Annotated in this window: 20 protein-coding genes and 1 tRNA gene; 3 read left to right on the top strand and 18 right to left on the bottom strand. The window is 71.9% G+C overall.

Annotation, left to right across the window (positions count from 1 at the left end; all coding sequences use genetic code 11):
- Positions 1 to 2: 2 nt before the first annotated feature.
- The 12 genes from secD to pgsA form a co-directional block, all read right to left on the bottom strand.
- Positions 3 to 1,799, bottom strand: coding sequence for a protein translocase subunit SecD (secD, locus tag ACF1AL_RS14185; RefSeq protein WP_384206462.1), 1,797 nt, complete (start codon positions 1,797 to 1,799; stop codon positions 3 to 5).
- 135 nt (positions 1,800 to 1,934) lie between these two features.
- Positions 1,935 to 2,438, bottom strand: coding sequence for a preprotein translocase subunit YajC (gene yajC, locus ACF1AL_RS14180; protein ID WP_386420191.1), 504 nt, complete (start codon positions 2,436 to 2,438; stop codon positions 1,935 to 1,937).
- Between the two features lie 219 nt (positions 2,439 to 2,657).
- Positions 2,658 to 3,728, bottom strand: a complete 1,071-nt coding sequence (gene ruvB, locus ACF1AL_RS14175; RefSeq protein WP_366838329.1) for a Holliday junction branch migration DNA helicase RuvB — start codon at positions 3,726 to 3,728, stop codon at positions 2,658 to 2,660.
- Between the two features lie 65 nt (positions 3,729 to 3,793).
- A complete protein-coding gene (gene ruvA / locus ACF1AL_RS14170; RefSeq protein WP_384206382.1) occupies positions 3,794 to 4,399 on the bottom strand; it encodes a Holliday junction branch migration protein RuvA in 606 nt (201 codons plus the stop codon).
- Positions 4,396 to 4,935: a crossover junction endodeoxyribonuclease RuvC gene (gene ruvC / locus ACF1AL_RS14165; protein WP_391821595.1), complete on the bottom strand. Its 540-nt coding sequence runs from the start codon at positions 4,933 to 4,935 to the stop codon at positions 4,396 to 4,398. The genes ruvA and ruvC overlap by 4 nt, the downstream gene beginning before the upstream one ends.
- A 123-nt stretch (positions 4,936 to 5,058) precedes the next feature.
- A complete protein-coding gene (locus ACF1AL_RS14160; protein ID WP_366838332.1) occupies positions 5,059 to 5,811 on the bottom strand; it encodes a YebC/PmpR family DNA-binding transcriptional regulator in 753 nt (250 codons plus the stop codon).
- 60 nt (positions 5,812 to 5,871) lie between these two features.
- Positions 5,872 to 6,465, bottom strand: a complete 594-nt coding sequence (gene pdxT, locus ACF1AL_RS14155; protein WP_391705446.1) for a pyridoxal 5'-phosphate synthase glutaminase subunit PdxT — start codon at positions 6,463 to 6,465, stop codon at positions 5,872 to 5,874.
- A gap of 33 nt (positions 6,466 to 6,498) precedes the next feature.
- Positions 6,499 to 7,404, bottom strand: coding sequence for a pyridoxal 5'-phosphate synthase lyase subunit PdxS (gene pdxS, locus ACF1AL_RS14150; RefSeq protein WP_366838334.1), 906 nt, complete (start codon positions 7,402 to 7,404; stop codon positions 6,499 to 6,501).
- Between the two features lie 184 nt (positions 7,405 to 7,588).
- Entirely contained in the window at positions 7,589 to 8,131 is a 543-nt protein-coding gene (locus ACF1AL_RS14145) for a hypothetical protein (protein ID WP_366838335.1), read from the bottom strand.
- A 347-nt stretch (positions 8,132 to 8,478) separates the two neighbouring features.
- A complete protein-coding gene (locus tag ACF1AL_RS14140; RefSeq protein WP_391705449.1) occupies positions 8,479 to 9,645 on the bottom strand; it encodes a glycosyltransferase family 4 protein in 1,167 nt (388 codons plus the stop codon).
- Positions 9,642 to 10,550: a phosphatidylinositol mannoside acyltransferase gene (locus tag ACF1AL_RS14135; protein WP_366838337.1), complete on the bottom strand. Its 909-nt coding sequence runs from the start codon at positions 10,548 to 10,550 to the stop codon at positions 9,642 to 9,644. Before ACF1AL_RS14135 ends, ACF1AL_RS14140 begins: the two co-directional genes overlap by 4 nt.
- Entirely contained in the window at positions 10,547 to 11,227 is a 681-nt protein-coding gene (pgsA, locus tag ACF1AL_RS14130) for a phosphatidylinositol phosphate synthase (RefSeq protein WP_366838338.1), read from the bottom strand. The genes ACF1AL_RS14135 and pgsA overlap by 4 nt, the downstream gene beginning before the upstream one ends.
- A 273-nt stretch (positions 11,228 to 11,500) precedes the next feature.
- Here pgsA and ACF1AL_RS14125 point away from each other — a divergent pair, with 273 nt between their 5' ends.
- Together ACF1AL_RS14125 and ACF1AL_RS14120 are read left to right on the top strand one after the other, a co-directional pair.
- A complete protein-coding gene (locus ACF1AL_RS14125; protein WP_391826007.1) occupies positions 11,501 to 13,699 on the top strand; it encodes an elongation factor G-like protein EF-G2 in 2,199 nt (732 codons plus the stop codon).
- A gap of 185 nt (positions 13,700 to 13,884) precedes the next feature.
- Positions 13,885 to 15,540: a hypothetical protein gene (locus tag ACF1AL_RS14120; protein WP_366838340.1), complete on the top strand. Its 1,656-nt coding sequence runs from the start codon at positions 13,885 to 13,887 to the stop codon at positions 15,538 to 15,540.
- Positions 15,541 to 15,577: 37 nt separating this feature from the next.
- Here ACF1AL_RS14120 and ACF1AL_RS14115 read toward each other — a convergent pair whose 3' ends face one another.
- From ACF1AL_RS14115 to ACF1AL_RS14100, 4 genes are all read right to left on the bottom strand, one after another.
- The gene (locus tag ACF1AL_RS14115; protein WP_366838341.1) at positions 15,578 to 16,123 is read right to left on the bottom strand and encodes an HIT domain-containing protein; all 546 of its coding nucleotides are present in this window, start codon (positions 16,121 to 16,123) and stop codon (positions 15,578 to 15,580) included.
- Positions 16,124 to 16,206: 83 nt separating this feature from the next.
- Positions 16,207 to 18,186 (bottom strand): threonine--tRNA ligase, encoded by a 1,980-nt coding sequence (thrS, locus tag ACF1AL_RS14110; RefSeq protein ID WP_391780222.1) that lies wholly within the window; start codon positions 18,184 to 18,186, stop codon positions 16,207 to 16,209.
- A gap of 201 nt (positions 18,187 to 18,387) precedes the next feature.
- Positions 18,388 to 19,602 carry a hypothetical protein gene (locus ACF1AL_RS14105; protein ID WP_391705456.1) on the bottom strand — a complete coding sequence of 405 codons (1,215 nt, stop codon included), beginning with the start codon at positions 19,600 to 19,602 and terminating at the stop codon, positions 18,388 to 18,390.
- Positions 19,599 to 20,165 carry a DUF4365 domain-containing protein gene (locus ACF1AL_RS14100; protein WP_366838344.1) on the bottom strand — a complete coding sequence of 189 codons (567 nt, stop codon included), beginning with the start codon at positions 20,163 to 20,165 and terminating at the stop codon, positions 19,599 to 19,601. The genes ACF1AL_RS14105 and ACF1AL_RS14100 overlap by 4 nt, the downstream gene beginning before the upstream one ends.
- Positions 20,166 to 20,333: 168 nt before the next feature.
- Here ACF1AL_RS14100 and ACF1AL_RS14095 point away from each other — a divergent pair, with 168 nt between their 5' ends.
- Positions 20,334 to 21,059, top strand: coding sequence for a 3'-5' exonuclease (locus ACF1AL_RS14095; protein ID WP_366838345.1), 726 nt, complete (start codon positions 20,334 to 20,336; stop codon positions 21,057 to 21,059).
- A 44-nt stretch (positions 21,060 to 21,103) separates the two neighbouring features.
- Here the strand turns inward: ACF1AL_RS14095 and ACF1AL_RS14090 are convergent.
- Together ACF1AL_RS14090 and ACF1AL_RS14085 are read right to left on the bottom strand one after the other, a co-directional pair.
- Positions 21,104 to 21,175: transfer RNA gene (locus ACF1AL_RS14090), tRNA-Val, on the bottom strand.
- Between the two features lie 39 nt (positions 21,176 to 21,214).
- Positions 21,215 to 21,661, bottom strand: a complete 447-nt coding sequence (locus ACF1AL_RS14085) for an SRPBCC family protein (protein WP_391826006.1) — start codon at positions 21,659 to 21,661, stop codon at positions 21,215 to 21,217.
- Between the last annotated feature and the right edge of the window lie 102 nt (positions 21,662 to 21,763).

The following is a 21,763-nucleotide window of genomic DNA, read 5'->3' as shown; positions in this document are numbered from 1 at the left end:
TCTCACGCCTCCTTCGGGTCGACGGGGCCGCCGGCGGCCGGACGGGAGGAACGACGGGTGCTGCGCAGCGGCGGCTTGGCGCCCAGGCTCTTGGGGTCGAGGCCGGACCACTTGTGGCCCTCGGCGAAGAACTTCCGGCGGGCCAGGATCGTCAGCAGCGGCTTGGTGAACAGGAACACCACGACGACGTCGAGCAGGGTGGTCAGACCGAGCGTGAACGCGAAGCCCTGCACCTTGCCGACGGTCACGATGAACAGCACCGCGGCGGCCAGGAAGGAGACGAAGTCGGAGACCAGGATGGTGCGCCGGGCGCGCGGCCAGCCGCGCTCCACGGCGGGACGCAGCGAGCGGCCCTCGCGGATCTCGTCGCGGACGCGTTCGAAGTACACGATGAACGAGTCGGCGGTGATACCGATGGCGACGATCGCACCGCACACGGCCGGCAGGTTCAGCGCGAAGCCGATGGCCGGGCCGAGCAGCGACATGATCACGTAGGTCAGCGCGGCGGACACCAGCAGCGAGGCGCAGGCGATCATCGCCAGGCCGCGGTAGTAGGCCACCAGGTAGATCACGACCAGCGCCAGACCGATCGCGCCGGCGATCAGACCGGCCTTGAGCTGCTCACCGCCGAGGGCCGCGGTCACCGTGGTGACGCTGTCCTCCTTGAAGGTCAGCGGCAGGGCGCCGTAGGAGAGCATGTTGGACAGGCTCTGCGCCTCCTGCTGCGTGAACCGGCCGGTGATCTCGGCGTTGCCGCCGGTCAGCGCCTCGCGGACGTACGGGTCGGAGACCACGTTGCCGTCGAGGACGATCGCGAACTGGTTCTGCGGGGACTGCTGCTGGGCCAGCTTGCCGGTGATGTCGGCGAACTTCTTCGCACCCTTGGAGGTGAACTCCATGGTGACGGTCCAGCCGGAGGCGTTCTGCGTGTTGAAGACGGCCTGGGCCTTCTTCACGTCGGTGCCGTCGACGCCGGCGGGGCCGAGGATGTACTTCTGCCACTGGCCGGAGGAGTTCTTGCCGCAGGCGACCGTGGAGTCGGTGGGCTTGGCGCCCTTGCCGGCGTTGGCGCGCTGGTCGGCGTTGGAGCAGTCCAGGGCGGCGTACTGCGCCTGGAGCTTGCCGGCCGCGTCACCGGTGGAGCCGGAGGGGGTGGCCGACGGCGTGGCCTTCGGGCTGCCGGAGGCGCTCGCGGACGGGCTGGCGTCGGCCTTCAGCGCGTCGGAGACGGCGCGACCCTGGGAGGTGGAGTGGGCGGACGGCGCGGAGGACGCCTTGCCGGTCGCCTTCTCCTTGTCCGCGGCCTTGTCCTTGTCCGACGCCTTGCCGCTCGGCGAGGCCGAGGGGCTGCCGGTGCCGCTCGGCGACGGGCTGGCCGTGCCGGCGGGGCCGGAGATCTCGGTGGCGAGCACCGGGCGGAAGTAGAGCTTGGCGGTGGTGCCGACCTGCTCGCGGGCTTCCTTGGAGTTGGTGCCCTTGGGGATGTTGACGATGATGTTGCGATCGCCCTGGGTCTGGACCTCGGACTCCGACACACCAAGACCGTTGACGCGGCGCTCCATGATCTCGACCGCGGTGTTCATGTTGGTCTTGTTGATCGCCGACTCCTGGCCGGCCTCCGGGACCGCCCGCAGCGTGATGCTCGTGCCACCGGCGAGATCGATGCCGAGCCGCGGGGTGGTGTGCCCGGAGGCGAACATCCCCCCGGTGAGCGCCACGATGGCGATCAGAATCAGGGCCAGCGCGCGCCACGGCTTGCTCTGGGCGCTCGCGTTCCGGCCCTTTCTAGGTGCTGCCACCTTCTCGTACTCCCTCTCGGGCCGCCCGCGCCGGGTCGGCGCGGCGGCGGCCATGACATGGTTGGGACCCCCTGCGAGAAGCGCACGTCACCCAGGGCACGCGCGACGGTGGTGGCGCCTGCCCCGGGGACGCGACTACTTCGCGTCGGAGTCGCCGTCGGTCTTCTTCGGCTCTTCCTCGGCCTTCGCCTGTGCGGCGGCGTCCTCGGCAGCGTTGTCGTCCGTGACGTCCTTCTTGCCGAGGTCGACGCTCTTGTCGTCGGAGGCGGCGGCAGCGTCGGCGGCGGGCTCGTCGGCCTCGGTGAGGGAGGAGGCGTCGTCCGGGACGATGTCGGTGTCGGACTTCAGGTCGTGCTCGATGCCGTGGACGATGCGGTTGTACTCGTCGTCGGACAGGACGGCGCCGATCGCGTTCTTCGCGAAGAGGAGCTCGACACCGGGTCCGGCGTCGAGGAGGACCGTGTCCTCGTTGACCTCCTTGACCGTCGCGTACATGCCCCCGATGGTGCGGACGCCGGAGCCGGGCTGCATGTCATTCCGCATGGCCGCGGCCTGCTGCTGCTTCTTCTTGGCCGAGCGGGTCATCAGGAACATGGCCCCGATGAGCACGATGAACGGGAGGAGGGTCACGAGACTCACGGGTCGGTACTTCCTTCACACGACCGCGATGGTGAGCGGCCTGATGGCTGGGGGTGTATTGGGGGACTGCCGTCACAGGCGGCATCGGCGGAGTCTAAGCGAGTCCGCGCGCAAGGAACAACGCTCAGCATGGCACCTGGGTTCCTGAGCTTGCCAATCCCTCGCCGACCGGCCCGCCGTCATGCGCCGACTGCTGCTGTCATGCCCCGGCTGCTGCTGTCATGCCCCGAACAGGTCTGCTTGTCCGTTTCCGGCCGCGGAGGAGCGCGGCGGGGTCAGTCCGAGGTGGGCCCAGGCGGCGGGGGTCGCGACCCGGCCGCGCGGGGTGCGGGCCAGCAGGCCCTCGCGCACCAGGAAGGGCTCGGCCACCTCCTCGACGGTCTCGCGCTCCTCCCCCACCGCGACGGCCAGGGTGGACAGGCCGACGGGGCCGCCGCCGAACAGCTTCAGCAGCGCCTCCAGCACGGCCCGGTCCAGGCGGTCCAGGCCGCGCGCGTCGACCTCGTAGACGGCGAGCGCGGCCGCGGCGATCTCCCGGGTGATCACGCCGTCGGCCTTGACCTGCGCGTAGTCGCGGACGCGGCGCAGCAGGCGGTTGGCGATGCGGGGCGTGCCGCGCGAGCGGCCGGCGATCTCGGCGGCGCCGTCGGGCTCGATCTCGACGTCCAGCAGGCCGGCCGAGCGGTGCACGACCCGCTCCAGCTCGCGCGGCTCGTAGAACTCCATGTGCGCGGTGAAGCCGAAGCGGTCGCGCAGCGGAGGCGGCAGCAGGCCCGCGCGGGTGGTGGCGCCGACCAGTGTGAACGGCGGCAGCTCCAGCGGGATCGCGGTGGCGCCGGGGCCCTTGCCGACGATCACGTCGACCCGGAAGTCCTCCATCGCCATGTACAGCATCTCCTCGGCCGGCCGCGACATGCGGTGGATCTCGTCGAGGAAGAGCACCTCGCCCTCCTGCAAGGAGGAGAGGATCGCTGCGAGGTCGCCGGCGTGCTGGATGGCGGGGCCGGAGGTGATGCGGATGGGGGCGCCCATCTCGGCCGCGATGATCATCGACAGGGTGGTCTTGCCGAGGCCGGGGGCGCCGGAGAGCAGCACGTGGTCGGCGGTGGCGCCCCGCGCGCGGGCGGCGCGCAGGACCAGGTCGAGCTGTTCGCGGACCTTCTCCTGGCCGATGAACTCGCCCAGGTCCTTGGGGCGCAGGGCGGCCTCGACGGCCTGGTCCTCGCGGTCGGCGGACGCACCGACGAGCCGCTCCTCGGCGGCGGCGTCGGTCGTGTCGTCCCAGTTCATGTGGTGTGCCTTCGGCTGTCGGGGTCGGCTAAGACGAGGAGGCGGGCGGGCGGGGCCCAGCGCGGTCAGCGGGCGCGGTTCAGGGTCTGCAGGGCGGCCTTGAGCAGCTGCCCGACCTGCGGTGTGCCGTCCGCGGCCTCGGCCTGCGGGGCGACGGCGGCGACCGCCTCGTCGGCCTCTCTGGTGGCGTAGCCGAGGCCGATCAGCGCCGCGTGCAGCTGGTCGCGCCAGCCCTGAGCGGCCGGGGCGCCGACCGCGGGTGCGCCGACGGGTGCGCCGAGCCGGTCCTTCAGCTCCAGCAGCAGCTTCTGGGCGCCCTTCTTGCCGATGCCGGGGACCGCGGTGAGCGCCTTCTCGTCACCGGTGGCCACCGCTCGGCGCAGCGCGTCCGGGGTGTGCACGGCGAGCATGGCCTGGGCCAGGCGCGGTCCGACGCCGCTCGCGGTCTGCAGCAGTTCGAAGACCTGGCGTTCGTCGTCGTCCGCGAAGCCGTACAGGGTCAGCGAGTCCTCGCGCACGACCAGGGACGTGTGCAGCTTGGCGGGCTGCCCGATCCGCAGCGTGGACAGCGTGTTCGGCGTGCACTGGACGGCCATGCCGACCCCGCCGACCTCCACCACCGCGGCGTCGGGGGCGAGCGCGGCGACCGTGCCGCTGACGAAGGCGATCATGCCGTACGGCCTTTCGTGACGGGGGCGGCGTGCCGGGCGACGGCCTGCTGGAGCCGGTTGTGCGCCGGGGCGCGCCAGATGTGGCAGATGGCGAGCGCGAGGGCGTCGGCGGCGTCGGCGGGCTTGGGCGGCGCGGCGAGCCGCAGCAGCCGGGTGACCATGGCGCCGACCTGCGCCTTGTCGGCGCGGCCGCTGCCGGTGACGGCGGCCTTGACCTCGCTGGGGGTGTGCAGGGCGACCGGGATGCCGCGCCGGGCGGCGCACAGCATGGCGACGGCGCTGGCCTGGGCGGTGCCCATGACCGTGCGCACGTTGTGCTGGCTGAAGACGCGCTCCACGGCGACGAACTCGGGCCGGTGCTCGTCCAGCCACTGCTCCAGGCCCTGCTCGACCGCGAGGAGGCGGTGGCTGAGGTCGGCGTCCACCGGCGTGCGGACGACTCCGACGCCGAGCATGGTCAGCGGGCGGCCCGCGACCCCCTCGACGACGCCCACCCCGCACCGCGTCAGTCCGGGGTCCACCCCCAGTACGCGCACCGCGCCCCTCCCTCGGTCCTCGATCACCTGTTTGTGCAGGCTATCGGGTCCCACTGACAATGACGGCGGGCCGGTGGTTCGTGTCCCACCGGCCCGCCGTCATGGAGCTGCGTCAGCGGCGCGTCACGCGTCGACCTTCTCCATGATCTCGTCGCTGACGTCGAAGTTCGCGAAGACGTTCTGCACGTCGTCGCTGTCCTCCAGCGCGTCGATCAGCTTGAAGATCTTCTTGGCGCCCTCCTCGTCCAGCTCGACCTGCATGGTCGGGACGAAGTTGGCCTCGGCGGAGTCGTAGTCGATGCCGGCGTCCTGCAGGGCGGTGCGCACGGCGACCAGGTCGGTGGCCTCGCTGATGACCTCGAAGGTCTCACCGAGGTCGTTGACCTCCTCGGCACCGGCGTCCAGGACGGCGCCGAGGACGTCGTCCTCGGTCAGCTCGCCCTTGGGGACGATCACGACACCCTTGCGGTTGAACAGGTACGACACCGAGCCCGGGTCGGCCATCGAGCCGCCGTTGCGGGTCATGGCGACGCGGACCTCGGAGGCGGCGCGGTTGCGGTTGTCGGTGAGGCACTCGATGAGCACCGCGACACCGTTCGGGCCGTAGCCCTCGTACATGATCGTCTCGTAGTCGGCGCCGCCGGCCTCCAGGCCCGCGCCGCGCTTGACCGCGGAGTCGATGTTCTTGTTCGGGACCGACGACTTCTTCGCCTTCTGGATGGCGTCGTAGAGCGTCGGGTTGCCCTCGGGGTCCGCGCCGCCCATGCGCGCCGCGACCTCGATGTTCTTGATCAGCTTCGCGAAGAGCTTGCCGCGCTTGGCGTCGATCACGGCCTTCTTGTGCTTCGTCGTGGCCCATTTAGAGTGGCCGGACATCTGCCTGTCTCCTTCGCGTAACCAATCTCTGTACGAACGCCAGGAATCCTACAAGGACTCTCACGCCGCGTCGGCGCGCACCATGTCGACGAAGAGCGCGTGGACGCGGTGGTCGCCGGTCAGTTCCGGGTGGAACGACGTGGCGAGCGCGTTGCCCTGGCGGACGGCGACGATGTGACCGTCGTGCTCGGCGAGCACCTCGGTCCCCGCGCCGACGGACTCCACCCAGGGCGCGCGGATGAAGACGCCCTCCACAGGATCGCCCGGGATGCCCCGCACGTCGAGCGCGGCCTCGAAGGACTCGTTCTGCCGGCCGAAGGCGTTGCGGCGCACGATCATGTCGATGCCGCCGACGGTCTCCTGGCCCGAGCGCGGGTCGAGGATCTTGTCGGCGAGCATGATCATGCCCGCGCAGGTGCCGTAGACGGGCATGCCGGCACGCACGCGTGCGCGCAGGGGGTCCATCAGGCCGAACAGGACGGCCAGCTTGGAGATGGTGGTGGACTCGCCGCCGGGGAGGACGAGACCGTCGACCTCGGCGAGCTCTTCGGGGCGCCGCACCGGCCTGGCCACGGCGTCCGCCGCGGCCAGGGCGATGAGGTGCTCCCGTACGTCGCCCTGGAGAGCCAGGACGCCGATGACAGGAGTGTTCATGAGTGGCTTACCTGTAGTGGCTGACCCGCGTGCTCACCAGCCGCGGTTGGCGTAGCGCTCGGTCTCGGGGAGGGTGTCGCAGTTGATGCCGACCATGGCCTCGCCGAGGTTGCGGGACGCGTCCGCGATGATCTTCGGGTCGTCGTAGAAGGTGGTGGCCTTCACGATGGCGGCGGCGCGCTTGGCCGGGTCGCCGGACTTGAAGATGCCGGAGCCGACGAAGACGCCCTCGGCACCGAGCTGGCGCATCAGGGCGGCGTCGGCCGGGGTGGCGACACCACCGGCGGAGAAGAGGACCACCGGGAGCTTGCCCAGCTCGGCGACCTCCTTGACCAGCTCGTACGGGGCGCGCAGCTCCTTGGCGGCGGCGTACAGCTCGTGGTTGTCGTAGCCGCGCAGACGGGCGATCTCGTTCTTGATCTGGCGCAGGTGGCGGACGGCCTCGACGACGTTGCCGGTGCCGGCCTCGCCCTTGGAGCGGATCATCGCGGCGCCCTCGGCGATGCGGCGCAGGGCCTCGCCCAGGTTGGTGGCACCGCACACGAAGGGGGTGGTGAAGGCCCACTTGTCGGAGTGGTTGACCTCGTCGGCGGGGGTGAGGACCTCGGACTCGTCGATGTAGTCCACGCCGAGGGACTGCAGCACCTGGGCCTCGACGAAGTGGCCGATGCGGGACTTGGCCATGACCGGGATCGAGACGGCGTCGATGATGCCCTCGATCATGTCCGGGTCGGACATCCGGGCCACGCCGCCGTCCTTGCGGATGTCGGCGGGGACCCGCTCGAGGGCCATGACGGCGACGGCGCCCGCGTCCTCGGCGATCTTCGCCTGCTCCGGCGTGACGACGTCCATGATCACGCCGCCCTTGAGCTGCTCGGCCATGCCGCGCTTGACGCGGGCGGTACCGGTCTCGGGAGCCTGGTTCTCGGTGCTGGACACGGGTTGACCTCACTGAAGGAAAGAGGGGGTTACTGCAGCACCGAGGAAACGTGAAAGCAGCAGTCCACAGCAAGGGCCAATGGAAACCCGGTGGCTCCTTTTGTCACCTGCTCAACCACGTGGATCGGGCCACGCGGAGGGGCACACCCCCCGGACGGGACCGCCCGAACCGGGGCGGGCGGGACTAGACGGACCGGTCCGCCAGGGCCGCCGGAGGCTCGTCGTCCATTTCGAAGGCCATCGGGAAGGGCGCGTGCCCGGCCAGCCGGAACCAGCGGACCTTGCGGTGTTCCCGCAGCCGGCGGGCGGCGCCGACCGCGTCGTTGTGGAAGCGGCGGGCCATCGGGACACGGCGCACGGCCTCCGTCAGCTCGCGGGCCGCCTCCTCTCCCCCGGGCGCCTCGCGGACGGCCTCCAGCTGCTCCCGGTCCCCGAACACCGCGCGCAGGGCCTGGCTGAGCTCGCTCTCGGCGACCTCCCGCTGCTCCTCCTCGGCCTGCCGGGCGGCGTGCGCGGCCTCGTACAGGACGATCGACGCGGCCGGGTCCAGTACGCCCGAGGTGGCCACCTCCTGCGCCACCGACGCCCGCCGCAGCAGCTGCGCGTCCAGGGCGGCGCGCGCGGCGTCGATCCGCGCGTGCAGCCGGTCCAGCCGCCCCGCCGTCCAGCTCAGATAGAGGCCGATCGCGACGAGGACGACGAGAGCCCAGATCAAGGTTGCGGTCACGGGCGGCAACCTTACCGGCGTGGCACCGGCGCGAATCCGGTCCGTGCGGCCTCGCCGGATCCGGTCCGTACGGCCTCGCCGGATCCGGTCCGTGCGACCTCGCCGGCCCCGGTCCGCAGGGCCTCGCCGATCCCGGTCCGCAGGGCCCCGCCGGCCCCGGCACGGGAGGGTCGCGCGGAAGGCCGCGTACGGCCCTCGCACGGCCGCTCAGGGGCCTCACACGGCCGCGGACGTGCGGCGGGCGCCCGGGGCACCCACGGGCCGCCCACAGACAGCCGAGGCGCTGCCGAAAGCCCTCCTGGCCGCCCCCTGGCCCCTCCCCCAGGCCCCCGGCTCCCCCGGCTCCCTCAGTCCCGTGCGAGACCGAAGCGGGCCCGCAGTCTCGTCGGGCCCGTGTCCTCCGCGGCGACCGCGGCCGCTCCGGCCGTCACCGTCTCGTACACCGACAGGATGTCCGCGCCCACCGTGGACCAGTCGAAGCGCCGCACGTGCGTGCTGCCGCGCTCGCGCAGTTCCGCCCGGCGCTCCGGGTCGTCCAGCAGCCGCAGTGCCGCCTCGGCGAGGGCGTCGGCGTCCTCGTTGGCGAACAGCTCGCCCGCCTTGCCCTGGTCGAGGACCTGGGCGAAGGCGTCGAGGTCGGAGGCGAGCACGGGTGCGCCCGCCGACATCGCCTCGACCAGGATGATCCCGAAGCTCTCCCCGCCGGTGTTGGGCGCCACGTACAGGTCGACGGAGCGCAGGAAGCGGGCCTTGTCCTCGTCGCTGACCATGCCGAGGAACTCCACCCGGGAGCGCAGCTCGGCCGGCAGCGAGGCCACCGCCTCCTCCTCGTCGCCGCGCCCGGCCACCAGCAGCCGCGTCTGCGGCCGGGCGGCGAGGATCTTCGGCAGCGCCCGCATCAGCACCGGCAGGCCCTTGCGGGGCTCGTCGATACGCCCTATGAAGCCGATGGTGTCGCCCTGCCACGCCGGGTTGGGCTCGGCCTTCGCGAAGAAGTCCACGTCGACGCCGTTGGGGATGACGACGGCGTCACCGCCCAGGTGTTCCACCAGCGTCCGCCGCGCGTACTCGCTCACCGCGATCCGCGCGCTGATCTTCTCCAGCGCGGCCTGCAGGATGGCGTACGCGGCGATCATCGCCTTGGAGCGCGGGTTGGAGGTGTGGAAGGTCGCGACCATCGGCCCGCGCGCCGCCCAGCAGGTGAGCAGGCCCAGCGACGGCGAGGTCGGCTCGTGGATGTGCACCACGTCGAAGTTGCCGTCGTGCAGCCAGCGCCGTACCCGCGCGGCGGACAGGAAGCCGAAGTTCAGCCGGGCGACCGAGCCGTTGTACGGCACCGGCACCGCGCGCCCGGCGGAGACGACGTACGGCGGCAGCGGCGTGTCGTCGTCGGCCGGGGCGAGCACGGACACCTCGTGGCCGAGCCGGATGAAGTACGCGGCGAGGTCGCGGATGTGGAACTGGACGCCCCCGGGCACGTCCCAGGAGTACGGGCAGACGATGCCGATCCTCACGGCGTGCCCTTCGACGGGTCGAGATCAGCGAGCCACAGCCGCTGCAGCATGTGCCAGTCCTCCGGATGGTCGGCGATCCCCGTGGCGAAGGCGTCGGCCAGCGCCTGTGTCATGGAGGACGTCTTCTCGGCGCGCGTGCCTGACTCGGGGACCTCGACCGGGGGGTGCACCCGGCCGCGCATGACGGGCGAGTCGTCGTACCAGAGGGTGACCGGCAGCAGCGCCGCGCCGGTCTGCTGGGCGAGGAGGGCCGGGCCGGCGGGCATCCGGGCCGTCTCGCCGAAGAAGTCGACCTCCACCCCGGAGGAGGACAGGTCCCGGTCGGCGACCAGGCAGACCAGGCCGCCGTCGCGCAGCCGCCGGGCGAGCGTGCCGAAGGCGGAGCCGCCGCTGTGCGGCAGGACCTCCATGCCGAGGCCCTCGCGGTAGGCAACGAACCGGTCGTAGAGCGTCTCGGGCTTGAGGCGCTCGGCGACCGTGGTGAACGGGATGCCCAGCTTCGTGGTGACCCAGGCGCCCGCCAGGTCCCAGTTGGCCAGGTGCGGCAGGGCGAGGATCACGCCCTTGCCGGCGGCCATGCCGTCGGTGAGGTGGTGCAGGTCCTTGGGGTCGAAGCCGTCCTTGACGCGCTCGGCGCTCCAGGCGGGCAGCCGGAAGGACTCCATCCAGTAGCGCAGATAGGAGCGCATGCCCGCGCGGGAGAGTTCGGCGAGCCGTTCGGGGCTCGCGCCGGGCACCACGCGCGCGTAGTTGGACTCCAGCCGCCGCACGCCCTTGCCGCGCTGCTTCCAGGCGAGGTCGGCGATGGTGCGGCCGAGGCGCACCGCGACCGGCTCGGGCAGTTTCTTCACGGTGCCCCAGCCCAGGCCGTACAGGGCGTCGGTCAGCCGCTCCTGGGCGCTCACTTCGCCGTCTCCCTCCCCTGGGGCTCACCGGGCGCCGCCGCGGCGGCGGCCTCCGCCTCCGCCGACTCGCGGCGCACGGTGACGACCCGCTGGATCAGCGTGACCAGGCTGCCGACGGCGACGATCCACAGCGCGACCGGCAGCAGGTACTGGATGCCGGGCACGCCGAACTTGTGCAGGCCCGCGAAACCGGCCGCGACCAGCGAGATCACCAGCCGCTCGGCCCGCTCCACCAGGCCGTTCACGGCCACCGGCAGCCCGATCGACTCGCCGCGCGCCTTGGTGTACGACACCACCTGGCCGCTGGCCAGGCAGAAGATCGACACCGCGCACAGCACGTTGTCGTTGCCGTTCCCGGCGTACCAGAGGGCGAAGCCGCCGAAGATGGCGCCGTCGGCGACCCGGTCGAGCGTGGAGTCCAGGAAGGCGCCCCAGCGGCTGGAGCGGCCCAGCTGGCGGGCCATGTTGCCGTCGACGAGGTCGGAGAAGACGAACAGCGTGATCACGACCGTGCCCCAGAAGAACTCGCCCCGGGGGTAGAAGACCAGCGCTCCGGCGATCACTCCGGCGGTGCCGATCAGCGTGACCGTGTCGGGGCTGACCCCCCGGCGGATGAGAAACGCGGCGAACGGCGTGAGAACACGCGTGAAGAATGCACGCGCGTACTTGTTCAGCATGGCCTTCCCGACTGGTCGGTGTCGCCGCGCGGCCCCTGCTGGCCACCGGCTGGCCCATCGTAGCCACGCGCGCGTGGCGGCGAGGGCCGGGCACCCGCAGCCCGTGTCTTCGAGCGCCGGTTCGCAGGTCGGGGTGGGGCGGCGTCCGTCGTATGGACGAGGCGTTACGGGAGTGGAAAGCTCGAAGGACGCGGGCGTCGCCGGAGCCGCCCACACGCGGCATCCCGCGTGTCCGCGCCCACAGTGACCTCACCGTGCACGGGAGGCAGGACCATGGGCGACAAGGCACAATCCCACCCCGGAGCCGCCGGCAGGGCAGTGGCGGCCGACCACCCCGCGTCCATTCGGAATGTGGTGCTGGTCGGCCACTCCGGATCGGGCAAGACGACTCTGGTGGAGGCTCTCGCGCTGACCGCGGGGGCGATCAACCGGGCGGGCCGCGTCGAGGACGGCGGCACCGTCTCCGACTACGACGACATCGAGCACCGCCAGCAGCGCTCGGTGCAGCTGTCCCTGGTGCCCGTCGAATGGGACGGCATCAAGATCAATCTGCTGGACACCCCCGGATACGCCGACTTCGTCGGGGAGCTGCGGGCCGGTCTGCGCGCTGCGGACGCGGCCCTCTTCGTCGTCTCGGCCTCGGACGGGGTCGACGGCTCGACCCGCATGGTGTGGGACGAGTGCGCGGCCGTCGGGATGCCGCGCGCGATCGTCGTCACCCACCTGGAGGCGGCCCGCGCGGACTTCGAGGAGATGACCCGGATCTGCGCCGAGGCCTTCGGCGGCGACGACCCCGACGCCGTACTGCCGCTCTACCTGCCGCTGCACGGCCCGCAGGCCCCCGACGGGCACGCGCCCGTGACCGGGCTGATCGGGCTGCTCACCCAGAAGCTGTTCGACTACGCCTCCGGCGAGCGCAAGGAGTCCGAGCCCGGCCCGGACCAGCTGCCGGACATCGACGAGGCCCGCAACCGGCTCATCGAGGGGATCATCGCCGAGAGCGAGGACGAGACCCTCATGGACCGCTATCTCGGCGGCGAGCAGGTCGAGCTGAAGACGCTGATCCAGGACCTGGAGCGGGCCGTGGCCCGCGGCACGTTCTTCCCCGTCCTGGCCGCCGCTCCGGCCGCCGAGGGCGCCCGGCAGGGCATCGGCACGGTGGAACTGCTGGAACTCATCACGGGCGGCTTCCCGACCCCCTTCGAGCACCCCACGCCCGCCGTCACCACCCTCGACGGCACACCGCGCGAGCTGAAGCCGTGCGACACCGACGGCCCGCTGGTCGCCGAGGTCGTCAAGACCTCCTCCGACCCCTACGTCGGCCGGCTCTCCCTGGTCCGCGTCTTCTCCGGCACCCTGCGCCCCGACGAGACCGTGCACGTCTCCGGACACGGCCTCGCCGACCGCGGCCACGAGGACCACGACGTCGACGAGAAGATCGGCGCCCTGTCCCTCTCGTTCGGCAAACAGCAGCGGCCGGTGACCCACGCCGTCGCGGGCGACCTGGTGTGCGTGGCGAAGCTGAGCCGCGCCGAGACCGGGGACACACTGTCCGCCAAGGACGACCCGCTGCTGATGGAGCCGTGGCAGATGCCCGACCCGCTGCTGCCGCTGGCCATCCAGGCGCACAGCAAGGCCGACGAGGACAAACTGTCCCAGGGCCTGGCCCGGCTGGTCGCCGAGGACCCGACGATGCGCCTGGAGCAGAACCAGGACACCCACCAGGTGGTGCTGTGGTGCCTGGGCGAGGCGCACGCCGACGTCGCCCTGGAGCGGCTGCGCACGCGCTACGGCGTCCAGGTCGACGTCGTACCGCACAAGGTGTCCCTGCGGGAGACCTTCGCCGGCCGGTCCGCCGGGCGCGGGCGGCACGTGAAGCAGTCCGGCGGGCACGGGCAGTACGCGATCTGCGAGATCGAGGTGGAGCCGCTGCCCGGCGGCTCCGGCATCGAGTTCGTCGACAAGGTGGTCGGCGGGGCCGTGCCCCGGCAGTTCATCCCCTCGGTCGAGAAGGGCGTGCGGGCGCAGGCGGCCAAGGGTGTCGCGGCCGGATACCCGCTGATCGACGTGCGGGTCACCCTGCTCGACGGCAAGGCCCACTCGGTGGACTCCTCCGACGCCGCCTTCCAGACCGCGGGCGCGCTCGCCCTGCGGGAGGCCGCGGCCGACGCCAGGATTCATCTGCTGGAGCCGGTGGCCGAGGTGTCCGTGCTGGTCGGCGACGACTTCGTCGGGGCCGTGATGAGCGACCTGTCGGGGCGGCGCGGCCGGGTGCTGGGCACCGAGCAGACCAACGACGGGCGGACCGTGATCCGGGCCGAGGTGCCGGAGATCGAGATCGGGCGGTACGCCATCGATCTGCGGTCGATGACCCACGGCACCGCGCGTTTCGACCGGCGCTATGTGCGGCACGAGCCGATGCCGGCCCAGGTCGCCGAGCGGGTCCGCGAACAGGAGCGCGTGGCCTCGTAGTTGACGCGCCCCCGCGCACAACGGGTGCGCGGGCGGGGCTCTTCCGGGTCGGCGGGCGGCCGCTTGGGCCGTCCGCCGACGGATGTCGGTGCCGGCGGATACGCTGATGACCTGATCAACAGGTGTGCACGGCACGGAAGTCGGGAAGGCCGCAGAAGCGAGAGTCGCGGCGACCGGGGGTGGGGATGAGCGTGGACGGCGGTTACGCGGACTTTTTCGGCCCGCAGGTGCCGCGCACCGGCGACGAGGGCCAGACGGCGACGTTCGCGCTGGCCTCCGCGGCCTACCGGGACAGCCCCATGGAGGAGATCAAGAAGGCCGACAACGAGTGGCACCAGTCGGAGGTGAAGCCCGGCCGGCTCGCCCTGTTCCGGCCCAACCTCGGCGAGGCCTTCGCCCGCGCGGTGGTGGACCGCATGATCGGCGAGGGCCGCAAACCGCTCATCCAGTCCTTCGGCGCCGAGCCGCAGGTGGTCGTCGAGCACTGCCTGGCGGCCAACAACATCCGCCGCGAGCGCGACAACCGGCTCACCGCCGCGATCGTGCTGTGCGGGCTGCTCTTCCTGCCCGGGTTCCTGGTGTGGCTGCTGGTCTTCCAGATCCGCACCACCATCGACAAGACCGACAACAAGCGCGCCTCCGCGCTGGCCACCACCCTGCTCGTCGCCGTGGCCGCGCTCGCCGTCCTCTTCCTGGTCCGCATGCCCTTCGGCGGCTTCTGGGGCTGGTACGCCCGCGCGGCGGTGGTGATGCCGGTGGTCGGCTGGTTCTGGGCCCGGCGGATCTGCGAGCGCACCGCCGTCGACCTGCGGGAGCGCTGGGACAGCCTGCTGTCCGGCAGCAGCATCGGCGCCAAGGTCCCCGAGGCGGTGCCCACCAGCCCGCGCGAGACCGCCGCCGAGCAGCTGCGCCAGTCCCTGGCCCGGCTCGGCGCCGAGCAGCAGTCGAACTCCGTCTTCTACGCCGGCCCCAAGGGCATCCTCGGCATGGGCACCCGCTGGGGCTCCTGGCAGCTGGCCGAGGAGCTCGTGCCCGCCGACCCCGACCGGGAGATCCACCCCTTCCGCAGCTGGGACGTCATCCGGGCGATCCACGACCAGCTGCGCATGCTGGAGCGCGGCCCGCTGAACACCGGCGGCTTCCCCGCCCCCTCGATACGGCACTGGATCGTCACGCCGATCGGCGAGGGAGCCAAGGAGGTGGCCCGGCCGTCCGGCACGGACGTCGAGGAGTACCAGGTCAAGCCGCACGCGATACAGGACATCTGCAACAAGCAGCAGTTCGGCGCGGGTGACCGGCACTACCTGGGCGTGCAGTGGACGCTGTGGGACGGGCAGCTGGTCATCACCATGATGATCACCGTGACCGTGCTGCACGCGACGCTGCGCATCGAGGTCACGGGCCATGCCCTGGGGCCGGTGAACCCGCTGTTCACCACCAAGCCGGCGGCGCCGACCAAGGAGGTCGCCAAGTCCTTCAAGCCGTGGGAGAACCGCACGGTCAAGCTGCCGCTGGTCACCACCAACGAGGTCGTGCGGCTCGCCGTGCGGGCGCCGCTGACCTGGTATCCCCCGGCGCTGAAGTGGCTCGGCGGCACGATAGGGCTGCCGGAGCCGTTCGGTCTGCGGCACGCGTGGGCGGACCAGCCGTGGCGGCACCGGTTCATGGCCGACGACGCGCTGCGCGCGGCCACACCGGTGCTGCGGGTGGTGCACTCGGCGGCGATCAAGGTCCTGCAGGAGAACGGCGTCGACACGGAGAAGTTCGGCGCCCGGTCCGCGTTCCTCAGCACGGCGGTCCAGGACGTGTCCCCGCGCAAGGCGGACGTGTACGACGCGTGAGCGGTGCCCCCGGGCCCGGGGGCACCCACCGGCCCGCTCAGACGGGCCAGGCCTCCGCCAGCATCTTGCGGGTGTCGGCCAGGAGCTGCGGCAGCACCTTGGTGTGACCGACCACCGGCATGAAGTTCGTGTCGCCGCCCCAGCGCGGGACGATGTGCTGGTGCAGATGGGCCGCGATGCCGGCGCCCGCGACCGTGCCCTGGTTCATGCCGATGTTGAAGCCGTGCGCGCCGGAGGCGGTCCGCAGGGCCGTCATCGCCTGCTTGGTCAGCTCCGCGAGCTCCGCGGTCTCCGCCTCGGTGAGGTCGGTGTAGTCGGCGACGTGCCGGTAGGGGACGGTCATCAGATGGCCGCCGTTGTACGGGTAGAGGTTGAGCACGGCGTACACCTGCTCGCCCCGCTTGACGATCAGCCCGTCCTCGTCGGATCCCGCCGGGATGGAGCAGAAGGGGCAGCCGTCGGCCGCACCGGGACCGCTCGGCTTGTTCTCGCCCTGGATGTAGGCCATCCGGTGGGGCGTCCACAGGCGCTGGAACGCGTCCTGCGTCCCCACTCCGATCTGCTGCTCCGGCTCACTCGTCATGCGTGCAGCATATGGCGTCCGGGTGACGGACAGGGCAAGGCCCCCGGCGCGATCACGTCACCGGGGGCCCGTGCCGGGGCGGCTCAGACCTGCGCCCGCTCCTCGACGACCTTGAGGATCTTCGCGATGGCCTCGTCGAAGGGGATGCCGTTCTCCTGGGAGCCGTCGCGGTAGCGGAAGGACACGGTGTCGTGACCCATGTCCTCGTCGCCCGCGATGACCATGAACGGCACCTTCTGCTTCTGGGCGTTGCGGATCTTCTTCTGCATCCGGTCCGAGGAGGAGTCCACCTCGACCCGCAGGCCCTTGTCCCTCGCGGCCTCGGCCCAGCGCTGGAGGTACTCGACGTGGGCGTCGCCGATCGGGATGCCGACGGCCTGGACCGGGGCCAGCCAGGCCGGGAAGGCGCCGGCGTAGTGCTCCAGGAGCACGCCGAAGAACCGCTCGATCGAGCCGAACAGCGCGCGGTGGATCATCACCGGCTGCTGGCGGGAGCCGTCCGCGGCGGTGTACTCCAGGCCGAACCGCTTGGGCTGGTTGAAGTCGACCTGGATGGTCGACATCTGCCAGGAGCGGCCGATGGCGTCCTTGGCCTGCACGGAGATCTTCGGGCCGTAGTAGGCGGCGCCGCCCGGGTCCGGGACCAGCGGCAGGTTCTGCTTCTCGGCGGCCAGGCGGAGGGCCTCGGTGGCCTCCTCCCAGTCCTCGTCGGTGCCGATGAACTTGTCCGAGTCGTCGCGGGTGGACAGCTCCAGCTCGAACTCGGTCAGGCCGTAGTCGCGCAGCAGGTCCAGGACGAACGTCAGGAGCGTGTCCAGCTCCTGCGGCATCTGCTCCTTGGTGCAGTAGATGTGCGAGTCGTCCTGGGTGAAGCCGCGCGAGCGGGTCAGGCCGTGCACGACGCCCGACTTCTCGTACCGGTACACGGTGCCGAACTCGAAGAGGCGCAGCGGCAGTTCACGGTAGGAACGCCCGCGCGACTTGAAGATCAGGTTGTGCATCGGGCAGTTCATCGCCTTGAGGCGGTAGTTCTGCTCGTCGAACTCGATGGCCGGGAACATGCCGTCGGAGTAGTGCGGCAGGTGGCCGGAGATCTCGAACAGCCGCTCCTTGGAGATGTGCGGGGTGTTCACGAACTCGTAGCCGGAGACCTCGTGCCGCTTGCGCGAGTAGGTCTCCATCTCCTTGCGGATGACCCCGCCCTTGGGGTGGAACACGGCGAGGCCCGGGCCGAGCTCCTCGGGGAAGGAGAACAGGTCCAGCTCGGCGCCCAGCTTGCGGTGGTCGCGCTTCTCGGCCTCGGCGAGGAAGTCGAGGTACTGCTTCAGCTCGTCCTTGGTCGGCCAGGCGGTGCCGTAGATGCGCTGCAGCTGCGGGTTCTTCTCGCTGCCGCGCCAGTAGGCGGCGGCGGAGCGCATCAGCTTGAACGCCGGGATGTTCCGGGTGGTGGGCAGGTGGGGACCGCGGCAGAGGTCCTTCCAGCACAGTTCGCCGGTCTTGGCGTCGAGGTTGTCGTAGATCGTCAGCTCGCCGCCGCCGACCTCGGCGTCGGCGCCCTCGGCGGCCTGCGCGGCGTTGCCCTTGAGGCCGATCAGCTCCAGCTTGTACGGCTCGCCGGCCAGCTCCTCGCGGGCGGCCTCGTCGGTGGTGACACGGCGCTCGAAGCGCTGACCGCGCTTGATGATCTCCTGCATCTTCTTCTCGATGCGCTTGAGATCGTCGGGGTGGAAGGGCTGGGCGACGTCGAAGTCGTAGTAGAAGCCGTCACGGATGGGCGGGCCGATGCCGAGCTTGGCCTCGGGGAAGATCTCCTGCACGGCCTGCGCCATGACGTGCGCCGTGGAGTGGCGCAGGATGTTGAGACCGTCCTCGGAGGAGATCTCGACGCCCTCGACGGTCTCGCCGTCCTTGACCTCGTAGGCGAGGTCCTTGAGCTCGCCGCCGACGCGGGCGGCCACGATCGAGCGCTCGCCGGCGAAGAGGTCGGCGGCCGTAGTGCCCGTCGTCACCACGCGTTCTTCCCGCTCGGAATCGCGCTGGATGATCACACGGACGTCTGACACCGGTCTCTCCTGACTGAAGGTGGGGATGCGGCGCCATACCGGAGCGCACGCACGAGTAAGGATCGTACCGACCGCATCCCCCCGGAGGCGAAACCGGTGCCTGGTGCGACCAGGCGGGCGGTGACTGCACCCCCCGGGGCGCGGGGAACCGCGCGACCGGCCACGGCGAAGGCCGCAGACGAACGACGGACCCGACCCCGCTCAGTCCCCTCCGCACGCCTCCTCGAAGAAGTCCAGGTTCTCCTGGAGCGACTTGATCAGCCGGTCCCGCTCCGCCTCGTCCACCTGCACCGGTACGACGCCGGAGGCACCCGTGAGCCGGCGGAAGCCGCCCCGGCTCTCCAGCCGGCCGTGGACGCGGACCGGGAGCCCGACGAGGTGGGCGTGCCCGGCGATGCGGTAGTCCTCCTCGTCGAGGGTGAGGCGGACGTGCGGGACCTCCGCGCCGGCGAGCACGCGCAGCCGTATCGTCCCCTCGCCCCGCGGCGTGGCGCGCCGCATGCGCACCACCGTCCCCGTCAGGGTCACCGGGACGGCTGGTTCCGCGTGCAGATAGCGGGCGCCGGCCTCGCGCAGCACGGGCAGGTCCCCCGGCGAGAACTCCACCGGCTCCCCGTCCGCCGCGCATCCCTCGGGGACGCCGGCCGCCGGCGCCCACTGCACCGCGATCCGCGCCCCTTCCGTGCCCTGGACGAGCGCGATCAGCGCCTCGGTGAGCTCGCGGCTGACGCCGGCCCGCACCGCGCCGTCGAACGCGTCCATGCCGCCGGTGGCGCGCTGGTAGTCGACGGCCTCACGCGCGGCGTACAGCGCCTGCTGCAGGCGTACGGCCAAGGGGCGCGCGGTGGCGACGGGCGCGAACGCGGTGAGGGTGCCTCCCTCGGTCGCGGCGCCCACGAGAACGTGTTCGAGCAGGGCGGCGGCGGGACGGCGGTGCCGTGCCCCGTAGTAGCCGGCCCGGGCGCGGGTGGCGAGCGCGGCCGCGAGCAGCATCCGCCGGGCGGCGCCGCGCAGGTGCTCGTCGGCACTCCAGGGCGTACTGCCCGCGGGCCCGCCGGGGGCGTCGCGCCACCAGCGGATCTCGTCGCTGGGGACGGCGAGGGAGACGAGCACCTCGCGCGCGGACGGCGTGCCGCTGCGGGCGAGGGCGTCGAGGGCCTCGCCGAGCAGGTCGTCGCTGTCCGGGAAGGCGCGGCTGACGGGTACGAGCAGGCTGGTGCCGGCGGCACCCGGGCCGGGCGGGGTCCAGCGGCCGTAGCGCCCGGGGGCGCCGCCGCGGCGCTGCCAGCCGTGGCGCGCGAGCAGGGCGCCGAGGACGGCCGGGTCGACGTCGGCGGGCGCGGGCGGCCGTGTCCAGGGTGCCTCGGGGTGCGGGCGCACCGGGCGGGGGGCTTCCGGCAGTGGGCGGTGGGTCATGGTCTGCCTCCCGTGCCGACCCGGGTCATGATCTCGCACAGCGCCCGGTCGTCGAAGATGCGTGAGGTCGGGATCCGGACGGTGGTGCGGTTGCGGCCGGTGATCGGGTGCCCGGCGAGGTTGACCCAGTAGCAGCAGTGCCTGAGGTCGAGCCGGTCGTGTCCGGCGCGCAGCCACTGCTCCCGGGAGCGCGGCACGATCATGACGACGAGGATCTTGTGCACGGTCACCGGCGTGCGGGCGAGCTTGCGCAGGTGGTCGTTGTCGAGGGTGAAGGAGAAGGAGCGCCCGGGCGGGTGGGGGGCGACCTGGTAGGTGGCCTTCAGCTGCACCTTGATGGTGACCTCGTCGTCCACGGTGTGCCCGGGGGCGCTGTGGCTGACGTGCCAGTCGATGCCGTTGTCCGGGAACGGCTGGGACAGCGAGCACCCCGCGGCCGCCGCGACCGCGTGCAGATAGCCCACCTGCAGTGTCTCCATGCAGGCGGTGGTGGCGAGGGTGCCGCGAATCAGGCCCGTGCTCTGGGGCAGCAGCCCGCCCCGCTCGGGCTGCGCTATCGCCATGACCAACAGCCTTCCACGCAGAGTGATTCCCCGACGGGGGGCGCTGAACTGCAAAGACCCGTACTCCTGTTGTCTCCTTCCGGCGTACGGCGCAAACAGCCCGGGTATCACCGGAACGGGCAGTGGACGGTATGTCAACTGCCGATGGTGAACGAGGGGTTGTTGGGTATGGCGTGCTGGTACGAGGGGCCCCTGGCCGCTTTCGACACGGAGACCACGGGCGTGGACGTCGAGACCGACCGGATCGTGTCGGCGGCCCTCGTCGTCCAGGACGGGCCGGGCTACCGCCCGCGGGTGAGCCGGTGGCTGGTCAACCCGGGTGTGCCGGTGCCCGAGGCGGCGACGGCGGTGCACGGGCTGACGGAGGACCACCTGCAGCGCAACGGCCGCTGGCCGGCTCCGGTGATGTACGAGATAGCCGAGCAGCTGGCCGAACAGGCGCTGGCCCGCCGCCCGCTGGTGGTGATGAACGCGCCGTTCGATCTGACGCTGCTGGACCGTGAGCTGCGCCGGCACCGGGCGTCCGGGCTGGACCGCTGGTTCGAGCGGGCGCCGCTGCTGGTGCTGGACCCGCGGGTGCTGGACAAGCATCTGGACCGCTACCGCAAGGGACGGCGCACGCTGACCGACCTGTGCGCGCACTACGAGGTGACGCTGGACGAGGCGCACGACGCGGCGGCGGACGCGCTGGCCGCGCTGGAGGTGGTCCGGGCGCTCGGCCGCCGTTTCGCCTCCCGGCTGGAGCGGCTGACGCCCGCGGAGCTGCACACGCTGCAGGCGACCTGGCACGCGGCGCAGGCCCGGGGCCTGCAGGCGTGGTTCGCGCGCAGCGGCACGGAGGAGGAAGTGGATCCGGCGTGGCCGCTGCGACCGGAGCTGCCGGCGGCGGCGTGAGAACGCAGAAGGCCGGTCCGCGACTGCGGACCGGCCTCTCCCGGTGGGCGATACTGGGTTCGAACCAGTGACCTCTTCGGTGTGAACGAAGCGCTCTCCCACTGAGCTAATCGCCCGGGAACGCACTGAACAATACAGGTCCCGGCGGGCTACCTTCAAACCGCTTGGAGATACGCCGCGAGCCCGCGCCGTCCCGCGCGCATCATCATCCGGTGGTTGGCCCGGAAGAGGGGCCGTCCGGGCACGGCGAGGCGGCGCAGCAGCGGCTTGTTCACATGGACGTCCTGCTCGTAGCGGGCGAGGCTGCCGGGGCCGCCGGCGGTGACGGTCCAGCGCGCCCAGCCGTCCAGGTCGCCGGTCATCGCGATCTCCAGGACGCCGGCCGCCGGGTCGTGGCGCACCGAGCGCGCGGTGAAGGTCAGGGCGTAGGGCAGGGCGGACCGCACGGTGATCACGCCGGTGGTGTCGTCGAGCCGGGTGACCGTGCGCACCTGAGGCCACCAGCGCGGGTAGTCCTCGGGCCGCTGCAGGGCGGCGAAGACGGCGGCGGGCGGGGCGGGCAGGGCCCACAGGCTGCGGAAGCGGTAGTGCGTCCAGTCCATGATCCGAGTCTTCCCGCACCCGGGTGCGCCACCCGGGAACTGAGTACGGCCTGAGTACGCGCGCTCATGCCCCACGGCGGGCGGCGGCCCAGACTCCGAACC

It is taken from the genome of Streptomyces sp. NPDC014801, assembly GCF_043082085.1.
GTDB lineage: Bacteria > Actinomycetota > Actinomycetes > Streptomycetales > Streptomycetaceae > Streptomyces.
This window is presented reverse-complemented; position numbering and strand designations above follow the sequence as displayed.

Coding starts and splice junctions, on each gene's coding strand:
- ruvB (WP_366838329.1), bottom strand. CDS start 3,728: ATGAACTGGGACGACACGACCGACGCCGCCGCCGAGGAGCGGCTCGTC.
- ruvA (WP_384206382.1), bottom strand. CDS start 4,399: ATGATCGCCTTCGTCAGCGGCACGGTCGCCGCGCTCGCCCCCGACGCC.
- ACF1AL_RS14160 (WP_366838332.1), bottom strand. CDS start 5,811: ATGTCCGGCCACTCTAAATGGGCCACGACGAAGCACAAGAAGGCCGTG.
- pdxT (WP_391705446.1), bottom strand. CDS start 6,465: ATGAACACTCCTGTCATCGGCGTCCTGGCTCTCCAGGGCGACGTACGG.
- pgsA (WP_366838338.1), bottom strand. CDS start 11,227: ATGCTGAACAAGTACGCGCGTGCATTCTTCACGCGTGTTCTCACGCCG.
- ACF1AL_RS14125 (WP_391826007.1), top strand. CDS start 11,501: ATGGGCGACAAGGCACAATCCCACCCCGGAGCCGCCGGCAGGGCAGTG.
- ACF1AL_RS14120 (WP_366838340.1), top strand. CDS start 13,885: ATGAGCGTGGACGGCGGTTACGCGGACTTTTTCGGCCCGCAGGTGCCG.
- ACF1AL_RS14115 (WP_366838341.1), bottom strand. CDS start 16,123: ATGACGAGTGAGCCGGAGCAGCAGATCGGAGTGGGGACGCAGGACGCG.
- ACF1AL_RS14105 (WP_391705456.1), bottom strand. CDS start 19,602: ATGACCCACCGCCCACTGCCGGAAGCCCCCCGCCCGGTGCGCCCGCAC.
- ACF1AL_RS14100 (WP_366838344.1), bottom strand. CDS start 20,165: ATGGCGATAGCGCAGCCCGAGCGGGGCGGGCTGCTGCCCCAGAGCACG.
- ACF1AL_RS14095 (WP_366838345.1), top strand. CDS start 20,334: ATGGCGTGCTGGTACGAGGGGCCCCTGGCCGCTTTCGACACGGAGACC.
- ACF1AL_RS14085 (WP_391826006.1), bottom strand. CDS start 21,661: ATGGACTGGACGCACTACCGCTTCCGCAGCCTGTGGGCCCTGCCCGCC.